Source organism: Xenorhabdus innexi, assembly GCF_002632485.1.
Classification (GTDB): Bacteria; Pseudomonadota; Gammaproteobacteria; order Enterobacterales; family Enterobacteriaceae; genus Xenorhabdus; species Xenorhabdus innexi.
In genome coordinates, this window is record NZ_NIBU01000011.1 from 34,195 (window position 1) to 60,730 (window position 26,536).

19 protein-coding genes and 1 other RNA gene are annotated in these 26,536 nt (G+C 41.9%); 14 read left to right on the forward strand and 6 right to left on the reverse strand.

Annotated features, from left to right (window positions below; translation table 11 throughout):
• Position 1 precedes the first annotated feature (1 nt).
• The 6 genes from clpX (at position 2) to Xinn_RS06655 (ending at position 7,614) form a co-directional block, all read left to right on the forward strand.
• Positions 2 to 1,273, forward strand: coding sequence for an ATP-dependent protease ATP-binding subunit ClpX (gene clpX / locus Xinn_RS06630; RefSeq protein WP_086955404.1), 1,272 nt, complete (start codon positions 2 to 4; stop codon positions 1,271 to 1,273).
• A 228-nt stretch (positions 1,274 to 1,501) separates the two neighbouring features.
• Entirely contained in the window at positions 1,502 to 3,856 is a 2,355-nt protein-coding gene (lon, locus tag Xinn_RS06635; protein WP_086955405.1) for an endopeptidase La, read from the forward strand.
• Positions 3,857 to 4,151: 295 nt separating this feature from the next.
• Positions 4,152 to 4,427, forward strand: a complete 276-nt coding sequence (hupB, locus tag Xinn_RS06640; protein ID WP_186435659.1) for a nucleoid-associated protein HU-beta — start codon at positions 4,152 to 4,154, stop codon at positions 4,425 to 4,427.
• Positions 4,428 to 4,657: 230 nt separating this feature from the next.
• Complete coding sequence (gene ppiD, locus Xinn_RS06645) at positions 4,658 to 6,526, forward strand: peptidylprolyl isomerase (RefSeq protein WP_086955407.1); 1,869 nt, start codon at positions 4,658 to 4,660, stop codon at positions 6,524 to 6,526.
• 148 nt (positions 6,527 to 6,674) lie between these two features.
• On the forward strand, positions 6,675 to 7,055 hold the full coding sequence (locus Xinn_RS06650; protein WP_086955408.1) for a ComEA family DNA-binding protein: 381 nt from the start codon (positions 6,675 to 6,677) through the stop codon (positions 7,053 to 7,055).
• A gap of 148 nt (positions 7,056 to 7,203) precedes the next feature.
• Positions 7,204 to 7,614: an acyl-CoA thioesterase gene (locus Xinn_RS06655; RefSeq protein WP_086955409.1), complete on the forward strand. Its 411-nt coding sequence runs from the start codon at positions 7,204 to 7,206 to the stop codon at positions 7,612 to 7,614.
• Between the two features lie 42 nt (positions 7,615 to 7,656).
• Here the strand turns inward: Xinn_RS06655 and queC are convergent, their stop codons facing one another.
• Complete coding sequence (gene queC / locus Xinn_RS06660) at positions 7,657 to 8,355, reverse strand: 7-cyano-7-deazaguanine synthase QueC (protein ID WP_086955410.1); 699 nt, start codon at positions 8,353 to 8,355, stop codon at positions 7,657 to 7,659.
• Positions 8,356 to 8,387: 32 nt separating this feature from the next.
• Positions 8,388 to 9,440 (reverse strand): PLP-dependent cysteine synthase family protein, encoded by a 1,053-nt coding sequence (locus tag Xinn_RS06665; RefSeq protein ID WP_086955411.1) that lies wholly within the window; start codon positions 9,438 to 9,440, stop codon positions 8,388 to 8,390.
• A 121-nt stretch (positions 9,441 to 9,561) separates the two neighbouring features.
• On the opposite strand from Xinn_RS06665, the gene Xinn_RS06670 reads away from it, so the two are divergent.
• The 6 genes from Xinn_RS06670 to ffs all read left to right on the forward strand — a co-directional run bounded on the left by Xinn_RS06670 (position 9,562) and on the right by ffs (position 16,260).
• Positions 9,562 to 10,023: an Lrp/AsnC family transcriptional regulator gene (locus Xinn_RS06670; RefSeq protein ID WP_086955412.1), complete on the forward strand. Its 462-nt coding sequence runs from the start codon at positions 9,562 to 9,564 to the stop codon at positions 10,021 to 10,023.
• A 67-nt stretch (positions 10,024 to 10,090) separates the two neighbouring features.
• Positions 10,091 to 11,839: a SmdA family multidrug ABC transporter permease/ATP-binding protein gene (locus tag Xinn_RS06675; protein ID WP_086955413.1), complete on the forward strand. Its 1,749-nt coding sequence runs from the start codon at positions 10,091 to 10,093 to the stop codon at positions 11,837 to 11,839.
• Complete coding sequence (locus tag Xinn_RS06680; protein WP_086955414.1) at positions 11,823 to 13,616, forward strand: SmdB family multidrug efflux ABC transporter permease/ATP-binding protein; 1,794 nt, start codon at positions 11,823 to 11,825, stop codon at positions 13,614 to 13,616. The genes Xinn_RS06675 and Xinn_RS06680 overlap by 17 nt, the downstream gene beginning before the upstream one ends.
• A gap of 181 nt (positions 13,617 to 13,797) precedes the next feature.
• Positions 13,798 to 14,136 carry a P-II family nitrogen regulator gene (gene glnK / locus Xinn_RS06685; RefSeq protein WP_086955415.1) on the forward strand — a complete coding sequence of 113 codons (339 nt, stop codon included), beginning with the start codon at positions 13,798 to 13,800 and terminating at the stop codon, positions 14,134 to 14,136.
• 13 nt (positions 14,137 to 14,149) lie between these two features.
• Positions 14,150 to 15,430, forward strand: a complete 1,281-nt coding sequence (amtB, locus tag Xinn_RS06690; RefSeq protein ID WP_086955416.1) for an ammonium transporter AmtB — start codon at positions 14,150 to 14,152, stop codon at positions 15,428 to 15,430.
• Between the two features lie 733 nt (positions 15,431 to 16,163).
• An RNA gene (gene ffs, locus Xinn_RS06695) (signal recognition particle sRNA small type) lies at positions 16,164 to 16,260 on the forward strand.
• Between the two features lie 124 nt (positions 16,261 to 16,384).
• On the opposite strand, the gene Xinn_RS06700 is transcribed toward ffs, so the two are convergent.
• From Xinn_RS06700 to Xinn_RS06715, 4 genes are all read right to left on the reverse strand, one after another.
• Positions 16,385 to 16,588, reverse strand: a complete 204-nt coding sequence (locus Xinn_RS06700) for an HHA domain-containing protein (RefSeq protein ID WP_010845060.1) — start codon at positions 16,586 to 16,588, stop codon at positions 16,385 to 16,387.
• A 46-nt stretch (positions 16,589 to 16,634) separates the two neighbouring features.
• Entirely contained in the window at positions 16,635 to 17,003 is a 369-nt protein-coding gene (gene tomB, locus Xinn_RS06705; protein WP_099111573.1) for an Hha toxicity modulator TomB, read from the reverse strand.
• A gap of 757 nt (positions 17,004 to 17,760) precedes the next feature.
• The gene (locus Xinn_RS06710) at positions 17,761 to 20,910 is read right to left on the reverse strand and encodes an efflux RND transporter permease subunit (protein ID WP_086955417.1); all 3,150 of its coding nucleotides are present in this window, start codon (positions 20,908 to 20,910) and stop codon (positions 17,761 to 17,763) included.
• Between the two features lie 15 nt (positions 20,911 to 20,925).
• On the reverse strand, positions 20,926 to 22,125 hold the full coding sequence (locus Xinn_RS06715) for an efflux RND transporter periplasmic adaptor subunit (protein ID WP_086955418.1): 1,200 nt from the start codon (positions 22,123 to 22,125) through the stop codon (positions 20,926 to 20,928).
• A 152-nt stretch (positions 22,126 to 22,277) separates the two neighbouring features.
• On the opposite strand from Xinn_RS06715, the gene acrR reads away from it, so the two are divergent.
• On the forward strand, positions 22,278 to 22,937 hold the full coding sequence (gene acrR, locus Xinn_RS06720; protein WP_099137621.1) for a multidrug efflux transporter transcriptional repressor AcrR: 660 nt from the start codon (positions 22,278 to 22,280) through the stop codon (positions 22,935 to 22,937).
• A 111-nt stretch (positions 22,938 to 23,048) separates the two neighbouring features.
• Positions 23,049 to 26,510: a mechanosensitive channel MscK gene (mscK, locus tag Xinn_RS06725; RefSeq protein ID WP_086955419.1), complete on the forward strand. Its 3,462-nt coding sequence runs from the start codon at positions 23,049 to 23,051 to the stop codon at positions 26,508 to 26,510.
• Positions 26,511 to 26,536 lie beyond the last annotated feature (26 nt).

Below are 26,536 nucleotides of genomic sequence, written 5' to 3' on the forward strand. Positions count from 1 at the left end.
GATGACAGATAAGCGCAAAGACGGTTCAGGAAAGCTGCTGTATTGCTCTTTCTGCGGGAAAAGCCAACATGAAGTCCGGAAATTAATAGCTGGCCCGTCAGTGTATATCTGCGATGAATGTGTCGATTTATGTAATGATATCATTCGCGAAGAAATTAAAGAGCTGGTACCACATCGTGAGCGCAGTACATTGCCTACTCCTCATGAAATTCGTCAACATCTGGATGATTATGTCATCGGTCAGGAAATGGCGAAAAAAGTACTGGCGGTAGCCGTCTATAACCATTACAAGAGACTGCGTAATGGGGATACTAATAACGGCGTGGAATTAGGCAAAAGTAATATTCTGCTAATCGGGCCGACTGGTAGTGGTAAAACTTTACTGGCAGAAACACTTGCCCGCTATCTAGATGTGCCTTTTACCATGGCTGATGCTACGACCCTGACCGAAGCAGGTTACGTTGGGGAAGACGTAGAAAATATTATCCAAAAACTTTTGCAAAAATGTGACTACGATGTACAGAAAGCGCAGCGTGGCATCGTTTATATTGATGAAATAGATAAAATCTCCCGTAAATCTGATAATCCTTCGATAACGCGTGACGTGTCGGGTGAAGGTGTCCAACAGGCGCTTTTAAAACTGATTGAAGGCACAGTAGCTGCTGTTCCTCCTCAGGGGGGTCGCAAGCATCCACAGCAGGAGTTCCTTCAGGTTGATACATCTAAAATTCTGTTCATTTGTGGCGGGGCATTTGCCGGGTTGAGTAAAGTTGTCAGCCAGCGTTTGAATGTCAGCTCTGGAATAGGTTTTAGTGCTACAGTTAAAGGCGAATCAGAGAAAGCAACTGAAGGTGAATTGCTGTCTCAGGTTGAACCGGAAGATTTGATCAAATTCGGGCTGATCCCTGAATTTATTGGTCGTCTGCCTGTTGTGGCAACACTGGGTGAACTAAATGAAGACGCTTTAATCCAGATTCTGCAAGAGCCAAAAAACGCGTTGACAAAACAGTATCAGGCTTTATTTAATCTGGAAGGTGTTGAGCTGGAATTCAGAAAAGAAGCTCTGACAGCAATCGCTAAAAAAGCAATGGCGCGTAAGACAGGTGCTCGTGGTCTTCGCTCAATTGTGGAAGGTGTTTTATTGGATACAATGTACGATCTCCCATCAATGGAACATGTAGAGAAAGTTGTCGTTGATGAGACGGTTGTTGAAGATAAATCAGCACCATTATTGATATACAGCAAACCGGATGCTCAAGTTTCTGGTGAGTGATGAAAATAGGGTAAGAAGTACCGGCCATCAACTCGCATTGCGAAAATAAAATGAGGGGTTCTCCCTCATTTTGCTTTTTGCAGCTTTTTGTAGCTGTTTACAAATAAAGGCTATTGAATGTCGGATTCCTGTCCCCATATATTTTATATTCTTTGAAGTGAAACTCGTGAAAACCGTGTTTCACGAGATTCCTAAAAACTGGCGAAAGCTAAACGAAGAGAGAGCTCTATGAATCCTGAGCGTTCCGAACGCATAGAAATCCCTGTATTGCCTTTGCGCGATGTAGTGGTTTACCCACATATGGTGATCCCTCTGTTTGTTGGGCGAGAGAAGTCGATTCATTGTCTGGAAGCAGCAATGGATCATGACAAACAGGTCATGTTGGTAGCGCAGAAAGAAGCATCCACTGATGAACCGGGAGTCAATGATCTATTCTCCGTAGGTACAGTGGCTTCTGTTCTACAGATGCTGAAATTACCAGATGGTACAGTGAAAGTTCTGGTCGAAGGTTTGCAGCGTGCCCGCATTACAACGCTGACAGATAACGGTGAATATTTTTATGCGCAGGTTGAATATCAGGACTCCCCGATCGTTGATGAGCGCGAGCAGGAAGTTCTGGTAAGAACCGCGATTAATCAGTTTGAAGGTTATATCAAACTGAATAAAAAAATCCCGCCGGAAGTGCTGACATCATTACACAGTATTGAAGATGCCGCAAAATTAGCGGATACCATTGCGGCTCATATGCCATTAAAAATCAATGATAAACAGACTGTTTTAGAAATGTCTGATGTTGTTGAGCGGATTGAATATCTGATTGCAATGATGGAATCAGAAATCGATCTACTACAGGTAGAAAAACGTATCCGTAATCGCGTTAAAAAACAGATGGAAAAAAGTCAACGCGAATACTACCTGAACGAGCAAATGAAGGCGATTCAGAAAGAATTAGGTGAGATGGATGATGCACCTGATGAATATGAAACGCTGAAACGCAAGATCGAAAATGCCAAAATGCCTAAAGAGGCACGGGAAAAAGCAGAAGCTGAGCTGCAAAAATTAAAAATGATGTCCCCGATGTCAGCGGAAGCGACGGTTGTACGCAGTTACATTGACTGGATAGTACAAGTTCCGTGGAACACGCGCAGCAAAGTGAAAAAAGATTTGGTGAAAGCTCAGGAAGTACTCGATACCGATCATTATGGTCTGGAACGAGTTAAAGAACGTATCCTTGAGTATCTGGCAGTACAAAGCCGCGTCAGTAAAATCAAAGGGCCAATTCTTTGTCTGGTAGGGCCTCCGGGTGTAGGTAAAACTTCATTGGGTCGCTCCATTGCTCAGGCAACTGGTCGTAAATACGTCCGTATGGCACTGGGCGGAGTACGTGATGAAGCTGAAATACGTGGTCATCGTCGTACTTATATCGGCTCAATGCCGGGTAAGTTAATTCAGAAAATGTCTAAAGTCGGGGTTAAAAATCCACTGTTCCTGTTAGATGAAATTGACAAAATGTCATCTGATATGCGCGGTGATCCGGCTTCTGCTTTACTGGAAGTCCTTGATCCTGAACAGAACGTCACATTTAACGATCATTACCTTGAAGTAGATTATGATCTGTCTGATGTAATGTTCGTGGCAACATCCAATTCCATGAACATCCCAGCCCCGCTACTGGATCGTATGGAAGTGATCCGTTTGTCCGGCTACACCGAAGACGAAAAACTGAATATTGCCAAGCGCCATTTGTTACCTAAACAGATCGAACGCAACGCATTGAAAAAAGGCGAACTGACCATTGATGATGGTGCGATTATTGGCATTATCCGTTATTACACCCGCGAAGCTGGCGTACGTAGTCTGGAACGTGAAATTTCCAAACTGTGTCGTAAGGCAGTCAAGGCACTGTTGATGGATAAAACGCTTAAGCATATCGAGATCAATGGCGAAAACCTGAAAGATTATCTGGGTGTTCAAAAAGTAGATTATGGTCGCGCCGACACTGAAAACCGTGTTGGTCAGGTGACCGGGCTTGCATGGACTGAAGTGGGTGGTGATCTACTGACAGTCGAAACAGCCAGTGTGCCGGGTAAAGGTAAACTGACCTATACCGGTTCGTTGGGAGAAGTCATGCAGGAATCTATTCAGGCTGCGTTGACAGTAGTCCGGGCTCGCGCGGATAAACTGGGTATCAGCTCTGACTTCCATGAAAAGCGTGATATTCACGTCCATGTGCCTGAAGGGGCAACACCGAAAGATGGTCCGAGTGCAGGTATCGCAATGTGTACAGCGCTGGTTTCCTGTCTGACCGGGAATCCGGTTAATGCTAATGTGGCTATGACAGGTGAAATTACTTTGCGTGGGCTTGTTCTGCCTATTGGTGGTTTGAAAGAAAAATTACTGGCAGCTCATCGTGGCGGAATTAAAACGGTCATCATCCCTGATGAGAATAAGCGTGATCTGGAAGAGATCCCTCAGAACGTAATTCAGGATTTGGCAATTCATCCTGTTAAGCGTATAGAAGATGTTTTGACTATTGCTTTACAGGAGCCAGCATTTGGTGCAGAGGTAGTATCACTAAAGTAGTACGAAAATAGTGAGCTGAATCAAGCTGCTGTATAAAAATTAGGTTGGTAGGCTAATTCGGGCTTGCCAGCCTTTTTTTGTCTTATTAAGTTAGCTTAATCTAAAGTTCTGATTAAATATTTTGCTGTTCTATGATTTCTTGCTAATACTGGAATTGGTTGATATAACAGCGAGGCTGTCGTATTAACCGCTATAAATAGGTCTTTGTTACGATAGTGTACCTGATAGTTTTTAAGTTCCAACAAAGAAGAAACTTGGAAGCTAAAGGGTATAAAACTAAATGGGGATGATAAGCGTGAATAAATCACAACTGATCGACAAAATTGCTGCTGATGTGAATATTTCTAAAGCAGCTGCCGGGCGTGTAGTAGATGCATTCATTTCTTCAGTTTCTGGATCATTGAAAGTCGGTGATGATGTCGTTTTGGTAGGGTTTGGAACATTTACTGTGCGTGAGCGAGCCGCTCGTACAGGGCGTAACCCTCAGACAGGTAAAGAAATCAAAATCGCAGCAGCAAAAGTACCTGCTTTCCGTGCCGGAAAAGGCTTAAAAGATGCGGTTAACGGGTAATTGTTAAATAGCCACCCTATTTACTATTACAGCTATACCCTATGGGTTTTAACAATGCCGTCTAATTAAGCTGCCGTCTGAGTGTACAGTGGGCAGGTTAAACTGACTGGCTGGAATCGATAGGTTAAAATATAAGCGCGTCACTTGATTGATGCGCTTTTTTTCTCTTAGCGTTCGAATTAGCGTAAGATGGTGGTTTCTTTTTCACTAAAGCGGAGTTTTACGTCTTTATGATGGACAACCTACGCACAGCGGCAAATGGCCCAGTGCTTAAAATCGTGTTGGCTCTAATTATCCTGACCTTTTTGGTGACGGGTTTAACAGGCTACCTGTCAAGTGAAGGCGGTAATTATGCTGCCAAAGTGAATGGTCAAACCATTAGCCGTGCTCAGTTAGAGCAGGTATTTCAACAAGACAAAATGTCACTACAAGAAAGACTGGGGGATCAATTCTCAGCCCTGCTAAGCAATGAGCAGGAAGTGAGAGCTTTGAAGCACCAGTCATTGGACAGCATTATCAATACCGTTTTGCTTGAACAATACGCAAATAAGCTGGGATTATCAGCGAGCGATGAGCAGGTTAAGGAAGAAATCCGTAAACAGCCTTACTTCCAGATCGATGATGGTAAATTTGATAACGCAAAGTATCTGCAAGTACTAACTAATGCCGGCATTAATCCGGATAACTATGCCGAACAGATCCGACAGGATCTGATTACCCGACAGTTGCGCGCAATATTAATGAATACGGAAATTGCCTTACCAACAGAAATCAAGCAACTTGCAGAGTTATCACTACAGGAAAGAACAGCACGTCTGGCAACTCTTGAACTGAAATCAATCGAAGCACAGCAGTCTGTGACAGAGCAAGAACTGAAAAATTACTACAATATGAACAGCAAGCATTTCACTGTTCCTGAGAAAGTCAAAGTCAGCTATATCAAGATGGATGCGGCGGATGAACTGAAGAATGTTACCGTGACTGATGCTGATATTGAAAAATACTATAAAAATAACCTGTCAAAATATACTCAGTCAGAAAGGAAGAAATACAGTCTTATCCAGCTAGCATCTGAAGCTGAAGCAAAATCCGTTCTTGATGAGCTGAAAAAAGGGGCTGATTTCAGCAAATTGGCAGGAGAGAAATCGACAGATAAATATTCTGCACAACAAGGTGGGGCTCTTGGCTGGATGGAAGAGAGTTCCTTACCTGACGAAATAAAATCGGCTCATTTAACAGAGAAAGGGCAACTTTCTGGTGTCATAAAATTATCCAATGGTTATGCAGTCTTCCGTTTGGATGATATTAAGCCTCAGGTAGTGAAACCACTTGCTGAAGAGCGTTCAGCCATAGAGAAAACGGTCAAGCAGGAAAAAGCGATTGACGCGTTTTATGCATTACAGAGAAAAGTCAGCGAAGCTGCTTCCAATGATAATGAATCTTTAACTGCGGCAGAGCAGGCGGCAGGTTATAAAGCTGTCACAACAGACTGGTTTGATAGAGACCATGTTCCGGCAGAGATTAATTTCAGCGAAGTAGTTCAGGCTATTTTCTTTGGCAATTTGGTTGATGATAAAACGCCTTCTGGAACCAATTCTGACGTGATATCTGTTGATGGCGACAGAGCCTTTATTATTCGTGTTGATGATGTTAAGCCTGAGTCTATTTTGCCATTTGAAGAAGCTAAAACTGAGGTAACTGAGCTGGTGAAGCGCCAGAAAGCTGAAAAACAGTTACAGGTTGATGGTGAAAAGCTATTGGCGGCCTTAAAAGAAGGTAAAGGCGAACAGGCTCTGAAAACGGCAGGAATTCAGTTTGGTGAACCAACTGTAATGACACGTAAAACCAGTCCGGTTACAGATGTGGTATTTACCCTGCCTCACCCTAAAGATGGTAAGCCTGTATACGGATTAGCTCATGATGGAATTGGCAATGCTGTCCTTATTCAATTAGATAAAGTCATTCCCGGCTCTATTTCAGAAGAGCAGATTAAGCAGGAAATGATGAGAGAACAGTATATGATTAGTAATACTATGTTTGAATCTCTGATCAGTAATCTGCGTGATAACGCTGAGATTAAATTAGGGCAAATTGAATAAATTGCGATGCTATTCGCATTTTCTCTTGCAAAACAGTAATTGAAAAAGGCCACTTTCGTGGCCTTTCGCATATCTGAATCTTCTCTGTTGTGTTGAAATTTTGTTATGGCACTCTTTAATCCGTCAACAAAACATGGAGGAATTTTTTATGAAGTATCTAAAGGGACTATTTAATTCATTTATTTTTATTTTGGGTATCAGTATGCCATTGTCTCTTGCTATTGCAGCAGGAGAATCCGTTAATAATAAAGCGGTACAGGCACAACCAACGGATTCTCAGAAGGTAACGGCTGAAAAAAGTGAATTAAAGGATAGGGAAGAAAAAGCGTTTCCAGAAAAATTAAATATCAATACAGCGAGTACTGAACAATTGGCTAAAGAGCTTAATGGAGTTGGCATCAAAAAGGCACAGGCAATTATTGAGTATCGTGAAAAATACGGCCCATTTACAGCAGTTGAACAGCTACAGGAAGTACAGGGTATCGGCCCTGCTTTTATAGAAAAAAATCGGGATAAATTAACTTACTGATTAAAAGCCTTCTTGATGAACGGGTTGAGTATTTTATCAAGAGGGCTGTGATATTGATCAAGAATCACTGATTAAACATTATTGTAATTAAAATGTTTTGCTATTGTTAATCGAATTTATGGTCAGATGAGTGTAAGGAAAAAGAGTGATGAGTACGATTATAAAAGTCAGAGGTTATCATATTGATGTTTTTCAACATGTAAATAATGGGCGTTATTTAGAGTTTATGGAGGCAGCCCGTTGGGATTTGCTTTCTGAAAGTGATACGTTGCTATGGTTAAATAATAATAAAATTGCTTTTATTGTAGCCAATATTAATATTAACTATCGTCATCCAGCAGTGCTGGGAGATGAACTGGAAGTGAAATCATCCTTGCAGGAATTACGTAACAAGAGTGGTTCTTTTTTTCAGGAAATTATACGTAAAGGGGATAATCGGATTATCGCTGATGCTTTGATTACATTTGTTTGCGTTGATTTAAAAACGCAACAAACGTTAGTTCTTGAAGGTGAATTACGAGAAAGGTTAAGTGAGTTCAAAAATGAAATAGTGAAGTGAGAGATATTTGGTATCCCTCACTGATGGACTGAGTTATTTTTATTAGTTCAGTTTCGTTTTGGATTTCATTTCTGCCATTGTCGACTCGGCATTATTTAAATAAAGATCTAATCCGTTAGCGCGAAGATGGCAGGCTGCGCACTCACCACAGCCATCGCCCTGAATACCGTTATAGCAAGTGAGAGTCTGGGTGCGAACAAAGTCCAGTTTTTGGTAATAATCCGCTAACGCCCAGGTTTCCGCTTTGTTGAGCCACATTAAAGGAGTTTCAAAGCGGATATCTCGTGCGATACCGAGACAAACAGCATTGTTCAGGGATTTTACGAATTCGTCACGGCAATCAGGATAACCGGAGAAATCGGTTTCACAAACGCCGGTAATAACGGCTTCAGCTTCAACCTGATATGCATAGATTGCAGCCAGAGTTAAGAACAGAATATTACGGCCAGGAACAAACGTATTTGGTAGGCCATTTTTTTCGCTTTCACTAAAATCGGGTACAGGAATGTTATCTCTTGTCAGGCTGCTGACCGCAAGCTCATTCAATAAAGTAACATCAAGTACCTTATGGGCAGCTGCACCAAGTTCTTTACTGATACGGCTGGCAACATCAATCTCAGCACGGTGGCGTTGACCATAATCAAAAGTGACGCAGTGAACTTCATCATATTGGCGAAGTGCCTGAATTAAGCAAGTGGTGGAATCTTGCCCACCACTGAATACAACAACGGCTCGTTTCATGATACCTACCTTTTTAAATTGAAGGAGGTATGTTACTTATAACTATTTAATTTGGATAGCTGTGTAAGATATAGCGTGAAGTCACCGATATTATTTTTTACCCATTCTGGGTTGTAATAAGTATCAAGGTAGCGCTCTCCGCTGTCACATAACAAGGTCACGATTGAACCCTTCTGGTTATTATCGTGCATTTGTTTGGCTAACTGCAAAGCTCCCCAGACATTGGTTCCTGTTGAGGCGCCTGTTTTTCTGCCGATGATATTTTCTAGCCAGTAGATAGCGGCAATAGAGGCGCAATCAGGAACCTGAATCATGCCATTGATTACATCGGGTATGAAAGAAGGTTCAGCACGAGGGCGCCCGATACCTTCGATTTTGCTGCTGGTATTGCTACGGATTTGCCGACAGTTCTGCTGATAGCAATCGTAGAAAACGGAGTTTTCAGGGTCAACAACAATAAGTTTGGTAGCGTATCCCTGATAGCGCATATAACGGCCTAATGTTGCGGAAGTTCCGCCAGTGCCTGCCCCCATAACGATATAAGTTGGTTCAGGAAATGGCTCTAATTCCATTTGGCGGAAAATGCTTTCAGCAATGTTATTGTTACCTCGCCAGTCAGTTGCCCGTTCAGCATAAGTAAATTGATCCATATAATGGCCGTTCAATTCTTTTGCCAGACGCTCTGACTCTTCATAAATCAGGGCTGAATGCTCTACAAAGTGACATTTTCCACCGTAAAATTCTATTTCCTGAATTTTGCGTTTAGCTGTGCAGGTAGGCATTACTGCAATAAAAGGCAGGCCAAGTAAACGGGCAAAGTAAGCTTCAGAAACAGCGGTGCTACCGGATGAAGCTTCAATAATGGGGGTTCCTTCATCTATCCAGCCATTACTGAGTGCATAGAGGAAAAGTGAACGAGCCAATCGGTGTTTAAGGCTACCGGTGGGATGAGTGCTTTCATCTTTAAGATACAGATCAATCCCCGGAAACATAGGTAGATTGAGTTTAATCAAATGGGTATCAGCACTACGTTGATAATCAGCTTGAATAGATTTTATGGCATTGGCAGCCCATAAAGATGACATAAATTGACCCTGGGTAAAATATATTTTCAATGTATAGAATACTCTTACATTTGGAGAAATAGGTTGTTATCTTTCTGAAGCTGTTGTTTATTTTTAGGAAAATTTTCTACAGGATATAGGTATGTTAGATAAAACAGACCGCAAGCTATTAAAGCTGCTCCAACAGGACTGTAGTCTGTCCTTGAATACGTTGGCAGAAGCCGTCAATTTGACTTCTACTCCTTGCTGGAAACGTCTTAAACGGCTTGAAGATGAAGGATATATTGTTGGGAAAGTCGCCCTGCTTAATGGAGAGATGCTCGGGTTAGGGCTGACTGTAATTGTAATGATAAAAACCCAGCAACACAGTAGCGAGTGGTATGAGCAGTTTGTTGCTTTCGTGAAAGAAATGCCGGAGGTTTTAACATTCTATCGTATGGCTGGAGAATATGATTATTTAATGCATGTAGAAGTTGTTGATATGAAAAGTTATGATCGGTTCTACAAACGAATGGTTAATGGGATACCCGGCTTGATAGATGTAACTTCAAACTTTGCAATGGAAAAAATAAAATATACAACGGCGTTACCTATACCAGATTAGACAATTATTCAAATATCTTTGGTGAGGTGGGCGCTGATCCTTTCATTTTTTACCTCGGGAATAAGTTGTGAGATTATTTTCTCAATTACGTTGGTATTTTCTTAGCGAATGGCGCCGCTATTCAGGAGCCATTATTTTTCTTGTGATGGTTGCGATATTGCAATTAATTCCTCCACGTCTGGTTGGGATTATTGTTGACGGCATCAGCACCAAGACAATGTCATCCAATCAGTTATTGATGTGGATAGGTATCATGCTCATTATCGCGATAGCGATATATGGTTTGCGATATGTTTGGCGGGTATGGTTATTTGGTGCTTCCTATCGTTTGGCTGTCAAGTTGCGTAGTGATTTCTATCAGAGATTGAGCCGTCAGGATCCTGAATTTTATTTACGCCACAGAACGGGAGATTTAATAGCCCGTGCAACAAATGATGTTGATAGAGTTGTTTTTGCAGCTGGTGAGGGAGTACTTACTTTCGTTGATGCACTAGTCATGGGATGCGCCGTGCTTATTGTGATGAGCGTGGAGATTAGCTGGCAATTGACACTATTATCATTGTTACCTATGCCTATTATGGCGTTAGTGATTAAACGATATGGTCAACAACTTCATCACCGTTTTAAATCAGCGCAAGGTGCTTTTTCTGCGCTTAATAACCATGCTCAGGAAAGTCTGACCAGTATTCGCATGATCAAAGCCTTTGGGTTGGAAGACCTGCAATCCAGTCAGTTTGAAGAAGTTGCCACTGAGGCCGGACGCAAAAATATGCGTGTTGCACGAGTAGATGCTCGTTTTGATCCTACCATCTTCATTGCCATCGGGTTTTCGAACTTATTGGCTGTTGGAGGCGGAAGCTGGATGGTCGTAAACGGTTCCCTGACTCTGGGAGAACTAACCAGTTTTGTCATGTACTTAGGGCTGATGATTTGGCCTATGTTAGCGCTGGCATGGATGTTCAATATTGTTGAGCGTGGCAGTGCAGCATATACGCGTATTCTCAGTCTGTTACAGGAACCTCTGGTGATCGAGGATGGTTCACACTCTTTATCTGCGGAACGTGGCACATTAGTTGCTGATATCAAAACCTTTATTTATCCCGGCTATAGTGAGCCTGTTTTACAGGGTATCCGTTTTCAGTTATTGCCGGGGCAGTTATTGGGAATTTGTGGGCCGACTGGTTCAGGAAAAAGTACATTGCTTGCTTTACTGCAACGTCAGTTTGATATTACTGATGGTGAAATTCTGTTTCAATCCAAAAATGTTTCTACATTAAGGATGAATGAATGGCGCTCACGGCTGGCAGTTGTGAATCAGACTCCTTTTCTGTTTTCAGATACGGTTGCAGGAAATATTGCTTTAGGGCGCCCAAACGCAACTCAAGAACAAATTGAAGAAGTTGCCCGTTTGGCGAGTGTCCATGATGATATTCTGCGGTTACCACAAGGTTATCAAACAGAAGTCGGAGAGCGGGGAGTTATGCTTTCCGGCGGGCAAAAACAACGTATCTCTATCGCAAGAGCACTGCTATTAGATGCTGAAATTTTGATTCTGGATGATGCACTTTCTGCTGTAGATGGTCAGACTGAGCACCAGATCATGAAAAATCTCAGCCAATGGAGGCAGCAACGTACTGTTATTATCAGCGCACATCGACTTTCCGCTTTAGTAGAAGCCGATAATGTGCTGGTTATGCAAAATGGTATGATTTCTCAACAAGGGCAGCATAAACAGCTCATTGCACAATCTGGTTGGTATTCAGAAATGTACCAATACCAACAGCTTGAAGCGGCATTGGATGGTGAATATGAGTAACACTGGTATGGAAAAGCCTAATACGCGCAAACTTTGGCCATCGTTAAAGCGGTTGCTGTCTTACAGTAAAAATCATCGTAAGCCCATTGCTTTGGCTGCACTGATGTTATGGGTTGCTGCCCTGGCAGAAGTCAGCGGCCCGATGCTTATCAGTTATTTTATCGATAATATGGTATCAACCGGTCATCTTCCACTTGATCTTGTCAGTGGTCTTGCGGCTGTATTTTTGATATTACAGTTGGTGGCCGCTGCATTGCATTATTTTCAGGCTCTACTGTTTAATCAGGCATCTGTGGGGGTTGTACAGCAGATTAGAACAGATGTTATGGATTCAGCTTTGCGTCAGCCGTTAAGTACCTTCGATAACCAGCCAGTCGGGCAGTTAATCTCCCGTGTGACAAATGATACGGAAGTTATCAAAGATCTGTTTGTAAATGTCATACCTACGGTTTTTCGTAGTGTTGCACTGATAGGCGCCATGCTAATTGCAATGTTCTTTTTGGATTGGCGTATGGCGTGTGTTGCGCTGACTATTTTTCCTGCTGTTTTTCTTGTAATGATACTTTATCAGCGTTTCAGTACGCCCATTATTCGGCGGGTAAGAGGATACCTTGCAGACATCAATAATGTTTTTAATGAAGCCATTAATGGGATGACTGTCATTCAGCAATTTCGTCAGCAAGCGCGCTTTGGTGAGAAACTGTTTGCGACCAATCGAGCCCATTATCAGGCCCGAATGCAGGCATTGCGTTTAGATGGTGTTTTATTAAGGCCTTTATTAAGCCTGTTTTCTGCAGCGGTATTATGCGGTTTATTGCTACTTTTTGGCTTTCAGGGAACAGATTTTATCGGAGTCGGGGTATTGTATGCATTTATCAGTTATCTTGGACGTTTGAATGAGCCACTCATTGAACTAACAGCACAACAGTCATTATTACAACAGGCCGTGGTTTCAGGTGAACGCGTTTTTGAATTAATGGATAGCCCTCGACAGCAGTATGGTATTGATAAACAATTTTTAGCGAGTGGCAGCATTGATGTTGAAAATTTAAGCTTTTCTTATCGTAATGATAAAATTGTATTAGATAATATCAACCTGCATGTACCATCACGGGGTTTTATTGCCTTGGTTGGGCATACAGGAAGTGGCAAAAGTACACTAGCTAATTTGCTGATGGGCTATTACTCATGGCAAAGTGGCGAGATTTACCTTGACGGAAGGTCGGTATCTTCTCTTTCTCATACCGCTTTACGTAATAGTGTAGCTATGGTTCAACAGGACCCTGTTATTCTGGCTACTTCATTTCTTGATAATATCACGTTAGGTCGAGATATTAGTGAGGAAAAAGTCTGGCAGGTATTGGAAGTTGTGCAATTGGCTGGATTTGTGCGCAAATTACCTGAAGGTATTAATTCAAGGCTGGGAGAACAGGGAAATACACTTTCTGCTGGACAAAAACAGCTTTTGGCAATGGCGCGGGTTTTGGTGCAAACACCACAAATTCTGATTCTGGATGAAGCGACAGCAAATATTGATTCAGGAACAGAGCAATCCGTTCAGCAAGCATTGCGGATGATCCGCAAACAGACAACCTTGGTGGTTATCGCGCATCGTCTTTCGACAATTGTGGAGGCTGATTCCATATTCGTGCTGCATCGTGGTGCAATTGTAGAGCAAGGCCAGCATCAACAGCTATTGGAAAGGCGTGGTCGCTATTACCAGATGTACCAGCTTCAGCAGGTAGGCGAAACCTTAAATGAACCTCTGCACATTTAGTGTGCATATAGGGAGTGGCTGAGCAGGCTACTCCCTCTCCTACATTTTATTTTAAGACATATCATTCATAACCTTTTGATTAAAATTATTTTTTAATTTTTGGCACTCCCTTTGCAAATATCTCCTGTAAGACATTCATGTAAATATTGTTTGATAAACACAGATAAAAAGCGGGGGAAATATGAAATTGATCACGACTATCATTAAGCCCTTTAAATTAGAAGAGGTACGGGAAGCCCTGTCAGATATAGGTATACAGGGCATGACTGTGACTGAAGTAAAGGGTTTTGGCCGTCAAAAAGGTCATTCAGAGCTTTATCGGGGAGCGGAATACAGTGTTAATTTTCTGCCAAAAGTAAAACTTGATATTGCCACTGATGATGAGCGAGTAGAAGAAATTATTCATGCTATCAAACAGGCAGCTTTCACTGGAAAAATGGGTGATGGCAAGATCTTTGTTTTTGAATTACAGCATGCTGTCAGGATCAGGACAGGTGAAATTAATGATTCGGCACTGTGAATGGAGGAGAAAAATGAGAAAGCAACAATTAATTATGGCCAGCATAGTGGCTGTCATTCCTTCCTGTGCTTTTGCTGCGGGAAATTCAGTCGATAAAGCGGATACTGTATTTATGCTGATAAATACAATCCTTGTGATTTTTATGACTATACCCGGCATTGCTCTATTTTATGGCGGCCTGTTGCGCCGTAAGAATGTTTTGTCATTGATGTCACAAGTGATTGTCAGTTTTTCACTGGTTTGGGTGCTTTGGATTCTTTATGGTTATAGCCTGGCTTTTGAAGTGGGTAATGCTTTTTTCGGTGGGTTTAAGCAAGTTATGCTGAAAAATATATCCATTACTGATTTAAATGGGAGTTTTTATCAATTAATTTATGTCGTTTTTCAGGGAGCATTTGGGTGTATTACTGTGGCTTTGATTGTTGGAGCCTTGTGTGAAAGAGTCCGTTTTTCAGCGTTACTGATTTTTATTGTATTGTGGTTTACTGCTGCTTATATTCCTATGACCCATATGGTATGGGGTGGAGGCTGGTTGGCTCAGGATGGAGCACTGGATTTTGCTGGTGGAACAGTTGTGCATATTAATGCGGCTGTTGCAGGTTTAGTTGGTGCTTACTTACTAGGGACGCGCTCAGGATTTGGTAAGGAACCTTTTAAACCACATAATCTTCCTATGACTTTTATTGGCACTGCGATCCTTTATATTGGCTGGTTTGGATTCAATGTGGGTTCGGCTGGAGCGGTCAGTGCTATAGCAGCATTGGCACTTGTGAACACAATGGTGGCAACGGCGGGGGCAGTGCTGTCATGGGTTTTCTCAGAATGGATATTCCGCAATAAACCTTCTCTGTTAGGTGCTTGTTCTGGCTGTATTGCCGGGCTTGTTGCCATAACTCCAGCCGCTGCAACTGTCGGTATTGGGGGATCGTTGACGATTGGCATAATTGCCGGTATCACCGGCTTATGGGGAGTGGTTGTATTAAAACGCTGGCTACGTGTCGATGATGTTTGCGATGTTTTTGGTATACATGGTGTATGTGGAATTGTTGGTTGTTTATTAACGAGTATTTTTACTGCTTCTGCTTTGGGCGGGACAGGATTTGCGGAAGGTATGACTATGCTCAAGCAGTTTGGTGTGCAGGTCATTAGCATATTGGTGTGTGTTCTCTGGTCAGCTGTAGTGGCTTATCTTTCATTCAAGATTGCTGATAAGGCAGTTGGCTTACGTATCAGTATTGAGTCAGAAAGAGAGGGATTAGATATTACTGCACATGGAGAAAGTGCCTACAATTGATGTGTTGTTTATTACGTTTCCTTTTCTGGCGGCCTCTTACAAGGAGGCCTACTTCTGGCTTATTCTGACGAACTTTCCATCGCTTGATCACGTGAAAATACTTGAAACCCATTGATATACATGATTTTAAATTGATAATTTATGTTACTGAGTTTAATTGCTGATTGTTACACTTATAGTCGTATTAGTCATTTTTATTGGTTGGTTATTTAGTTTAATGATTGTTTTGATCTATCTAAGCAATAAATTTTCAAGTGTAATTCTTAAAATATCATTTTTTTAATATAGTGTTGATTAAATCTATTTAAATAAAAATTTGTTAGTGAGCAATCTTATTAAACTATTTTATTTGTTATTTTAATTAAGAGCATGATTATAATTCTCATGCAATATACTCTCCGACTTTCGGGCTATCTCTTTGGTGGTTGCACTTACTCTGATTACTGTTTATCAACATGGGGTTATCTATGCTATCAGGGGAGCTGACTTGCGACAGCGATGCATCCTGGAATTCATTGAGTATAATCCTTAAAAGATACACAGCTGATTTGGTTTTTATGCCGAATTCGAAATTAATATGATGATAATGAGATTCAGTCAACTAAGTGAATTGTGGTAGATATGTGCTGTGGGCAATAAATAGGCACTTAAACTGAGGTGGCTTGCTATTTTTAATAGTATGAAAGATAATAAGCGCCGCTTTGAAGTTTAAAGCAAACGTCAATGAGGGCTCTATTGGTGCTCCCGCAATGCTAACTTGTTAACTTGGTCAGATCTGGAAAGAAGCAGCCATAGCAAGGGATGTGTGTGCTGGGATGTTGCTGGTAGAGCCCTCACCCATTTCAGCCTGCTATTTTGAACCCATGTTCAATTTAATCAGGTAGTAACCAAGATGATGGGGAGCCGATAATAGTTACCGGCCTTCACTACTTCCTATCTGATCACGACAACTTATTATCGAACAAATTTCCAGACAGATGATGGGATTTTGTCGTAGAGTTTATTCATGGTCAGTTCAGCCAGGCGGTGATCAGCTGCGGAATAGAACAATTCCAGTTCATCGTCCGAAAGCTCATATTTGTTTTTTTCAATCACACGTTCCAGCGTTTCAATAGAAGTGCATTTTCTCAAACGCATCAGATAGTCAGTTTTAGTCATAGTCGCCTTATCTTATTTGGTATAAAAATGGTTAAGAATATATTTATCAGATTTTGCTTAAAGAAGCGTTCAAATCATGTAGCAAAATACTAGTTAAGTGTTCGTTTGTTCTTTGCCAGTTTGTTAGTTCAACAAAGCTTATCTTATCGCTTCCAAACAAATTATATGTTTCATCCAGATATTTATCAATTAAGGTACTGAGATTGTAGTTATCAGTATATTTAATTTTAAAACTCCAAACAAACGCCGTAATGTGCTCAATCAATTCGTTTAGTCTTAAGTTTTTTTCGGAAGTCAGATCATTGATCCAATGATTATCAGTGCGATTCAACACTGAAAATGCTTCATGAATTAAATTTTCACATAAGTACTTTAATTCAGCAATATCATGTCTTCTTGGTGAATATTCATCCATAAACACCCTCCCGTAAACGACGCACGGCTTATTTTAACTAAGGCTTATACATATCAATTATTATAGTCGTTCTTTTAAAATTAAGCCTATCAAAACATGATTATTATTTATTAATAATAAAACTCTATTTTTATGTTCGCCACCAGTTCCATTTTAAACGATTGCCAATTTACGTCTGGTTTCGGCTAAAGGCAAGCTGTCAGCTAAAAAATGGATATAAACGTACGTGCCATTGGATAAATTGAATTATACTAATATAGTGGATGTTATAGCAATAGGTACGCAAACCATTATATACCCACCATCTTTCAAATTGCTACTGTTTTGCTGACTGTGCTGTTCGCTGTACGCACTCACTTTGCGTCTTGCACAGCTATCTATCTTAGTGTTTATGGTCCGGCTTTATGCTTGCAACCTGAGTTTGGCGTTTGAGTATGAGCCTAGGTATGACTGTATTGCGGCATTCAAAATTAATATGATGGTATTATTGCATATGTCATCCGTGTGAGGGAACACTTTTTACTATTAAACAGCTAATCAGAAGAAAAAGATACCAAGTTACCGACTTATCTTCCATTTATTATAAAAAACGTAAAGGTATCACTTTTAAATGTAAGGTGTTTTTTATAAATATTTATTTTGATTACTGTAAAAGTGTTTGTCTGTTGTTGAAATATCAGAGAAAAAGGATTTGCATCTCATGCTATTTTACTAAATAAAAGGCCACCGGAGTGGCCTTTTAAGTTATTTACGGGATTTAATGAGGAGATGAAATGTGTTCAATACCTTCATTTTTTTTGCTAAAACGGCGTTTAATAACGACAAAGAATACAGGGACAAAGTAAATTGCCAGAGATGTTGCTGCAATCATTCCTCCGAGTACGCCGGTTCCTACGGCATTTTGAGCACCAGAGCCTGCACCGTTGCTCAGTACCAGAGGCATGACACCTAACATAAACGCCAGAGATGTCATCAGAATGGGGCGTAAGCGCATTCTGACAGCTTCCATCGTTGATTCTATGAGTCCTTTGCCTTCTTTTTCCATTAAATCCTTGGCGAATTCAACGATAAGGATGGCATTCTTTGCAGACAGGCCAATTGTTGTCAGCAACCCGACTTTAAAGTAGACGTCATTATCCATACCACGAATAGAAGTTGCCAGTAATGCACCAATAACACCCAACGGAACAACCAACATCACGGAGAATGGTATGGACCAGCTTTCATACAGGGCTGCCAGACACAGGAATACGACAATTAGTGACAGAGCATATAGAGCCGGAGCCTGATTACCTGAAAGCCGTTCCTGATAAGACATCCCCGTCCAGTCATAGCCAATACCAGCCGGTAATTGCGATGCGAGCTTCTCCATCAGAGCCATTGCTTCACCGGTACTTTTGCCAAGGACAGCTTCACCAACAATTTCCATTGATGGCAATCCATTATAGCGTTCTAGTCGTGGAGGTCCGTAAATCCATGGTTCTTTGGTGGTATCCATAAATGCAGAGAATGGCACCATTTCGCCATAAAGGTTGCGGATATATAATTTAGCAATATCTTTCGGCAGCATACGGTAAGGTGCAGCAGCCTGAATATAGACCTTTTTAATCCGGCCACGATCAACGAAATCATTCACATAAGTACCACCAAACATTGTGCTTAGTGTGGTGTTAATATCGTTGATGGCAACACCTTGTGCCTCTGCTTTTTCCTGATCAATATAGAAACGGTATTGAGGTGTATCATTCTGACCATTAGGACGAACGCTTGTCAGAAGATCTGAATGTTGAGCAGCCATACCCAGTAATTGATTACGGGCATTTGTCAGCGCTTCATGCCCAAGGTTGCCTTTATCAATTAACTGGAAGTCAAAACCACTGGCAGATCCTAATTCCACAATAGATGGGATGTTGAATGCAAATACAAGCCCTTCTTTAATTTGCGAAAAACGAATATTAGCCCGTTGCACAATGGCCGGAACTTTGTCTTTACTGTCTTTACGCTCACTCCAGTCTTTTAAGCTGACAAATGCCAATCCCATATTTTGCCCCTGACCGGCAAAACCAAAACCGTTTAAGGTAAATACCGACTGAACAACATCTTTTTCATTGGCATGGAAGTAATCATTAATTTCATTCAGTACCTTCTGTGTCTGCTCCTGAGTCGAGCCGGGAGGTAATTGAACCATTGCCAGCAGTACACCCTGATCTTCTTCTGGAAGGAAAGAGGCTGGGATACGAGTAAATAACAAAGCGGTTCCCGCAATGATGACGACATAAATCAGCAGGTAACGCCTTGTTCCTCTCAGCATACGCCCGACACTGTCAGTATAATGATGAGTGCTTTTTTCGAATAAACGGTTAAACCAGCCAAAGAAACCTGTCTGAGAGCCGTGGCTGCCTTTGGCGATGGGTTTAAGCATCGTTGCACAAAGCGCAGGCGTCAGGATTAGGGCAACAAATACAGACAGGATCATTGCAGAGACGATAGTGATTGAGAACTGGCGGTAGATTGCACCGGTTGCGCCACCAAAGAATGCCATTGGAACAAATACTGCGGAGAGCACCAGCGCGATACCGACCAGTGCACTTTGAATTTGTCCCATCGATTTTTTTGTAGCTTCTTTTGGTGAAAGCCCTTCTTCCTGCATGACACGCTCAACGTTCTCTACAACGACGATTGCGTCATCAACCAGCAGACCGATGGCTAATACCATGGCAAACATAGTTAATGTATTGATGGAATAACCAAATGCAGCCAGTACAGCAAATGTACCCAGCAAGACGACAGGAACCGCAATGGTTGGGATTAGCGTAGCTCGGAAGTTTTGCAGGAACAAATACATGACAACGAATACCAATAGAATGGCTTCTATCAGTGTTTTCACTACTTCGAAAATAGAAATTTTAACGAAAGGGGTGGTGTCATAAGGATAAACAACATTTAAACCATTCGGGAAGTAGGGCTGCATCTCTGTCAGGGCTTCCTTGACGGCTTTAGATGTATCCAGTGCGTTAGCACCTGTTGCTAATTTGATACCTATACCGGAGGCTGGTTTTCCATTAAATCGGGAAAGAAAACCATAGTGTTGGGCACCTAGTTCAACATCAGCAACGTCGCTCAACGTTATTTTTGAACCATCAGGGTTGACGCGTAGCAGAATTTGACTGAATTCTTTAGCAGAACTCAGTCGTGTCTGAGCAATGATGGATACGTTCAAACGCTGGCCGGGAACAGAAGGAGTTGCCCCCAACTGACCGGCTGCAACCTGATTGTTTTGCTCCCTGATGCTTTTGATAACATCCTGCACGGTCATTTTATAGTTGATCAGCTTATCAGGATCGAGCCAGATGCGCATGGCATACTCAGTACCAAGCAACATTGCTTCACCCACTCCGCCCACACGGCTCAGGGAATCTTTGATATTGGCTGCAACATAGTCGGAAATATCCTCCTGAGACATTGTATTATTCTCAGAAATGAACCCGGCTACCATCAAAAATGAGGACGTTGTTTTTTCAACACTGACACCCTGTTGTTGGACTTCCTGAGGTAACAAAGGCATTGCCAGCTGCAGTTTGTTTTGTACCTGAACCTGAGCAGTATCAGCATCGGTATCGGCTTCAAAGGTCAGCGTGATGTTGGTCTGACCTGCGGAGTCGCTGCTGGAAGACATGTACACCAAGCCATCGATGCCATTCATATTCTGCTCAATAACCTGAGTGACCGTATTCTGTAACGTTATTGCGTCAGCTCCCGGATAACTTGCTGAAATGACAATTGATGGCGGAGCAATCGCAGGGTATTGCTCCACAGGTAATTTCATTATCGCCAACAGACCAGAAAGCATGGTGATAATCGCAATTACCCATGCAAAGATCGGTCGTTCTATAAAAAACTTAGGCATGAATCCCCAACTCCTTTATTGAGATTTTTTGGCTGATTCAGTTTTATTTGTTTCAGGTTTTGCATCGAGATCAACTTCTGTTGGCTGAACAACTGCTCCCGGCGCGGCTTTAAACAGCCCTGTGACAATAACCTTATCCCCGGCCTTTAATCCCTCAGTGACGAGCCACTTATTACCGATTGCCTGTGTGGCTTTGATATCCCGTAATTCGACTTTGTTATCCTTATCGACAATCAGTGTTGTTGCCTGCCCGCGAGGTGTTCTGGAAACGGCTTGTTGAGGTACCAGAATCGCGTTATGGCGAACACCTTCCTCTAACTTGGTACGGACAAACATGCCGGGAAGCAGTTCTTCATTCGGATTCGAGAAAACAGCGCGCATTGTGATGGAGCCAGTGGTTTCATCAACGGCAATGTCAGAAAACTCAAGGTGACCCGTCAGCTTGTATTCTTTTCCTGCCTCAGTGACTAAATGAATTCTGGGTTTGCCGTTTTCCCGCTGAAGTGTACCTTTTGCGATTTCATTTTTAAGTCGCAGATACTCATCACTTGATTGGGTAATATCAACATAAATGGGGTCCAGTTGCTGCACGGTTGTCAGAGCGCTTGACTGACCGACCGAAACCAAAGCACCTTCGGAAACCGTTGATTTACCTATACGCCCGGAGATAGGAGCGGTGACTTTGGTATAGGCTAAATTGATGCGCGCACTTTCCAGCATAGCTTTAGCTGACTGGACATCTGCGATAGCCTGCTCGTAATCAGAATTAGCTTTATCGAACTCCTGCTTACTGACATATTGTGTGCCCAGCAATGGTTTATAACGTTCAACGGTTAAACGAGCTACGTTTTCGTTTGCTGTAGCTCTGGACAGATTTGCTTTGGCTTTGTTGTAATCTGCCTGATAGCTTGCCGGATCAATTTGGTACAGCGATTCTCCGGCAGTAATATCAGTTCCTTCTTTATAGTTACGCTTCAGAATGATACCACCGACCTGAGGCCGGACTTCGGCAACGCGGTAAGCTGAAGTTCTGCCGGGTAATTCAGTGATTACTGTCAGAGGTTCAGCTTTGAGCGTCACGATACCGACTTCAGGAGCATGCCCGCCAACAGCCCCTTGCTGAGTATTTTGATTATCGTTACATCCTGAGAGAATGAAGCTGCCTGAAAGTACCAGTAATGTGGCCAGAGGCAAAACCCCTCTGTTTTTTAGCATAAGTAAACCTCAATTTTTCAATGTAAACTCTCGTGTTTTATGAGTGTCAACGAGTGAAATTATTACTTCATTAATGAGCAGTGCTATAGTACAAACATACATGAATGTATGTAAATCAGCCTTGAGTCAAAAACAAAGTTTATGGCATGAAAATGGCACGAAAAACTAAACAGCAAGCTAACGAAACCCGCCAACATATTATTGACGCCGCGATAAAGGTTTTTTCTGATCGTGGTGTTTCTACAACTTCCCTGTCTGAGATCGCGGTTGCAGCGGGTGTAACGCGAGGCGCAATTTACTGGCATTTTAAAAACAAAACTGATTTGCTTTTTGCTGCTGTGAGCACAATGCCTATAAACAAAATAGACGCGTTAGAGAAAGAGTATCAGGCAAAATATCCCAATAATCCACTCCTTGTATTGAGATCTATGTTGATTTTTCTGCTAAAAATTATGACCAGTGATTCTCAAAATCGCTTATTAATGGAAATTTTTTTCCATAAATGTGAGTTTGTTGGAGAAATGTCTTTATTAGCTGAGCAGATCAGAGAAGTATGTATTTCTGATTATCAAAAAATAGAAGACATGTTGGTTATGTGTATTCAGTCGGGAGAATTACCTTATGAACTTGACGTAACACGTTCAGCCATCATGTTAAGAGCATTAATGACCGGATTACTTGAAAATTGGTTATTTGCACCAGAGAGTTTTAATATTCAGGAACAGTCTGAGTCTCTGGTGGATGGCTTCATTGACACCTTAAAATATAGCCGTCACTTGCACCGCACTGAAAAGCATAACCGCAACCAATAAAAAGGCAGTTGAGTGACATACACTACGGTAATGGTTCTTTCTTAACGAGCAGAATTGCCTGTACTTCAGTGCTATCATTCCATTATCTGTACACGATGAGTAGATTAATTCATGGTTCTATTTAGCCGCAGTTTGAGTGTCTTACTCAACAAAGGATACCTGTTACGGAATAAAAGGCCCGATATATTGCCCTTTCGTTTGCCGGGGCTGGTTAGCTTATTTTTTTTTCTGCTGTTTTTTCTTCATCCGGTTTCGGCTGCATTCAGTAATGATGTTCCGACACGTGATGATATCCAGAATCAGCTTAAAGTGTTAACGGAGCGTAAAGAACATACTTTTGAAGAAAAAGCCTCAATTGCTGATTTGGAAAAAGCACTTTCTTTTTTGGATAAGATCGAAAAGATTCAGCAGGATTCTGAGCAACTGGAAAAAAAATTACAGCAATTACCTCAGAAGTTACAACAAATCACAGCTGAATTAGCCAACCTGAAAAGTCATTCTCAACAAAATGAGAATGAATATAAGCAAAATCTGGCGACTATGTCGCTGAAGCAACTTGAGTCTAAACAGAGCAGTACGCTCAATAGATTACAAAAAGAGCAGGACAACCTCGCTAACTACAATAGCGAATTGATTGGGTTGCAAACACAGCCGGAGCGGGCACAAAACCTGCTGTTTAATAATGTTCAAAGGCTACAGCAACTTCGTAATCTGCTCAATAATGCAATCACGGAACAATCAGACGTTCGCCATACTGAGATTGAATTATTACAGACAGAACAAGCGTTCCTGAACCAGCAAAAGGAATATCAAAAATCGGCTCTGCGCTCAAATACAAAGCTTCAAACCCTCCTACAGCTACAGCGCGATTATACTTCCTTTCAAATTGAACAATTAGAACGCCATGTTCAATTTATTCAGGATATGGTCAATGGAAAGCACTTAATTGATTCGGAAGAAACCGCCAAAGAAGCTCAGAATTCAGATGATACCAGTCCCCATATTCAATCCAATCCGTTGGTGCGGGAAGAAATTATGGTGAATCGTGAATTCAGTGAGCGTCTGGTAGCGGCAACCCGGGATAATAATCAGCTGGTGCAGAAAAAAATTCAGGTGAAGAATTTTCTGGACAGGGCTATCCAGTCAGAGCGTGATTTAAAAGAACAGATTAAGGTGTTACGTGGCAGCCTATTGTTATCGCGTATTTTGTTTCAGGAACAGTTACAGGTTCCCCAAGCTGTCCTGACAAAGGATTTACCAACGAAAATTGCTGACTTACGGCTGGAACAGTTTGAAATTGCCCAACAGCGTGACCGGCTTTATTTAGTTGATGATTATATTAATCAGCTCCTGAATCAACATGCCAGTGATGTAAAGAATGAATCTCAGGAAGTCGTCGGAGAAATCCGTAATACAATAGAACAATTACTGGAAATTCGTCGGGAGCTATTGAATCAGCTGAATAATCAGTTGGGACAGCAAATTACACAAGCTATCAATTTACAGATGGATCAACAGGAACTGTTGGATGTGACAAAATCGCTGGAACAGACGCTTGTCCAACAGATTTTCTGGGTTAACAGTAATAAGCCGATGAATTGGGTCTGGCTGAAATCATTGCCTATTTTAATCCATGAAGAGCTGACACATTTTAATGTGCATTTTTCTGTCAGAGGAATTATCTCCGGGTTACAGAACTCGATTCATTTTGTCATTCCTTTTTTACTTGTTGGGCTATTTTTGCGTTGGCAGACAAAAAGTATTAATGCGCATTTGAAGAAAATTTCGGCTGAAATAGGGCTGCTGCGCAGAGATAGCCAATTACATACTCCACTGGCTCTGATTCTGACGCTGATAAAAACGCTGCCACTGGCATTTATCATTCTGGCAATAGGTTATTGGTACTCGAAGTCAGATGATGAATTGGGAGGCATGATATGGGATTTCTCCGGTCAGCTGGCTTTATTCTGGGTTGTTTACGGTTTCTGTTACCAGATTCTGGACAAAGGCGGGATTGGAGAACAGCATTTTTCATTAGATAGAGAAGCCTGTTCCCTATTTCGCAAGAATCTGATGAGATTATCAGTCGCTTTGTTACCGATTTTATTCTGGATAACGCTGGGTGTTAAACATCCCCTTCGTTTGTCTGATGATGTGATTGGTCAGTGTACGGTATTGGTTTGTCTGTTTTTCGTTTTTATTTTTATTTTTCCGTTCTGTCGTCAGGTATGGCATGAAAAAAGCTCGCACATGATCCGGACTATCGTGGTGACAATGCTGACTTTCGCACCACTGATTCTGATAGTGCTGATGGTATCAGGTTATTTCTACACCGCATTACGTTTGTCTGAACGCTGGCTTTACAGTGTTTATCTGCTGCTGCTCTGGCATATTTGCTATCAATCCTGCCTGCGGGGATTAAGTCTTGCTGCCCGCCGAATTGCATATCGACGGGCAATTTCCCGCCGTCAGGCACAGGCAAAAGAAGGCGCAGAAGGTGAAGTTGTCGAAGAACCTCCGATGGCTTTGGAACTGATTAATCAGCAATCGTTACGTCTAACGACCATGGTGTTGTTTTTGATCTTTTTTATGGCGTTTTACTGGATTTGGTCTGATTTGGTGACGGTTTTCTCTTACCTTGATGGAATTAACCTGTGGCAATACAGCACGACAACAGATCAGGGAAATATTTTGCAACACGTTACCCTGAAAGATTTGGCACTTTCAGTCGCCATGCTGGTTATTTCATGGGTTATGATGCGAAATCTGCCGGGTTTACTGGAAGTTTTAGTGTTATCACGCTTGCAGCTACAGCAGGGTTCTTCTTATGCCATTAAGACAACGCTGACTTATTTAATTATCGGTGTCGGCGGAATTAGTGCGCTGGCTACCTTGGGAGTTTCGTGGAATAAATTACAATGGCTGGCAGCCGCACTTTCTGTCGGATTGGGATTTGGTTTACAGGAAATTTTTGCCAACTTTGTTTCGGGCTTAATTATTTTATTTGAACGTCCTGTTCGTATCGGGGATACCGTAACAATAGGAACTTATTCCGGCTCAGTCAGTAAAATCCGTATTCGTGCTACAACAATCACTGATTTTGATCGCAAAGAGGTCATTATTCCTAACCGGGCTTTTGTGACAGAACGCCTGATTAACTGGACACTTTCTGACACGATCACTCGTATTATCATTAAAGTCGGTGTCGCATATGGTTCCGATCTTGATAAGGTGAAAGATGTCATGTTGCAGGCGGCAAAAAGTAATCACCGCGTAATGAGTGAACCGGAACCTCAGGTTTATTTTATGAATTTCGGTGCCAGTACACTGGATCATGAGTTGAGACTTTATGTGAGGGAACTGGGCGACCGCAGCCGTACAGTCGATGAGGTAAACCGCAGTATAGATAAATTATGCCGGGAAAATGGTATTAATATTGCGTTCAATCAACTGGAAGTTTATTTGCATAACGGGCAGGGCAATAGCCTGCAAGAGGTTCAACGATCGATAAGTGGTGCTCAGCGTCATACTGGTGAACCTCCGAAGCCTGATGATAAGCCGTTCTTACCTTAAAGAATTGCTTTGAGAGGCTCAGTACT

Excerpts from the sequence above, each read along its gene's own strand:
- clpX (WP_086955404.1), top strand. The coding sequence starts at position 2 with ATGACAGATAAGCGCAAAGACGGTTCAGGAAAGCTGCTGTATTGCTCT.
- lon (WP_086955405.1), top strand. The coding sequence starts at position 1,502 with ATGAATCCTGAGCGTTCCGAACGCATAGAAATCCCTGTATTGCCTTTG.
- ppiD (WP_086955407.1), top strand. The coding sequence starts at position 4,658 with ATGATGGACAACCTACGCACAGCGGCAAATGGCCCAGTGCTTAAAATC.
- Xinn_RS06650 (WP_086955408.1), top strand. The coding sequence starts at position 6,675 with ATGAAGTATCTAAAGGGACTATTTAATTCATTTATTTTTATTTTGGGT.
- Xinn_RS06655 (WP_086955409.1), top strand. The coding sequence starts at position 7,204 with ATGAGTACGATTATAAAAGTCAGAGGTTATCATATTGATGTTTTTCAA.
- queC (WP_086955410.1), bottom strand. The coding sequence starts at position 8,355 with ATGAAACGAGCCGTTGTTGTATTCAGTGGTGGGCAAGATTCCACCACT.
- Xinn_RS06665 (WP_086955411.1), bottom strand. The coding sequence starts at position 9,440 with ATGTCATCTTTATGGGCTGCCAATGCCATAAAATCTATTCAAGCTGAT.
- Xinn_RS06670 (WP_086955412.1), top strand. The coding sequence starts at position 9,562 with ATGTTAGATAAAACAGACCGCAAGCTATTAAAGCTGCTCCAACAGGAC.
- Xinn_RS06680 (WP_086955414.1), top strand. The coding sequence starts at position 11,823 with ATGGTGAATATGAGTAACACTGGTATGGAAAAGCCTAATACGCGCAAA.
- glnK (WP_086955415.1), top strand. The coding sequence starts at position 13,798 with ATGAAATTGATCACGACTATCATTAAGCCCTTTAAATTAGAAGAGGTA.
- amtB (WP_086955416.1), top strand. The coding sequence starts at position 14,150 with ATGAGAAAGCAACAATTAATTATGGCCAGCATAGTGGCTGTCATTCCT.
- Xinn_RS06700 (WP_010845060.1), bottom strand. The coding sequence starts at position 16,588 with ATGACTAAAACTGACTATCTGATGCGTTTGAGAAAATGCACTTCTATT.
- tomB (WP_099111573.1), bottom strand. The coding sequence starts at position 17,003 with ATGGATGAATATTCACCAAGAAGACATGATATTGCTGAATTAAAGTAC.
- Xinn_RS06710 (WP_086955417.1), bottom strand. The coding sequence starts at position 20,910 with ATGCCTAAGTTTTTTATAGAACGACCGATCTTTGCATGGGTAATTGCG.
- Xinn_RS06715 (WP_086955418.1), bottom strand. The coding sequence starts at position 22,125 with ATGCTAAAAAACAGAGGGGTTTTGCCTCTGGCCACATTACTGGTACTT.
- acrR (WP_099137621.1), top strand. The coding sequence starts at position 22,278 with ATGGCACGAAAAACTAAACAGCAAGCTAACGAAACCCGCCAACATATT.
- mscK (WP_086955419.1), top strand. The coding sequence starts at position 23,049 with ATGGTTCTATTTAGCCGCAGTTTGAGTGTCTTACTCAACAAAGGATAC.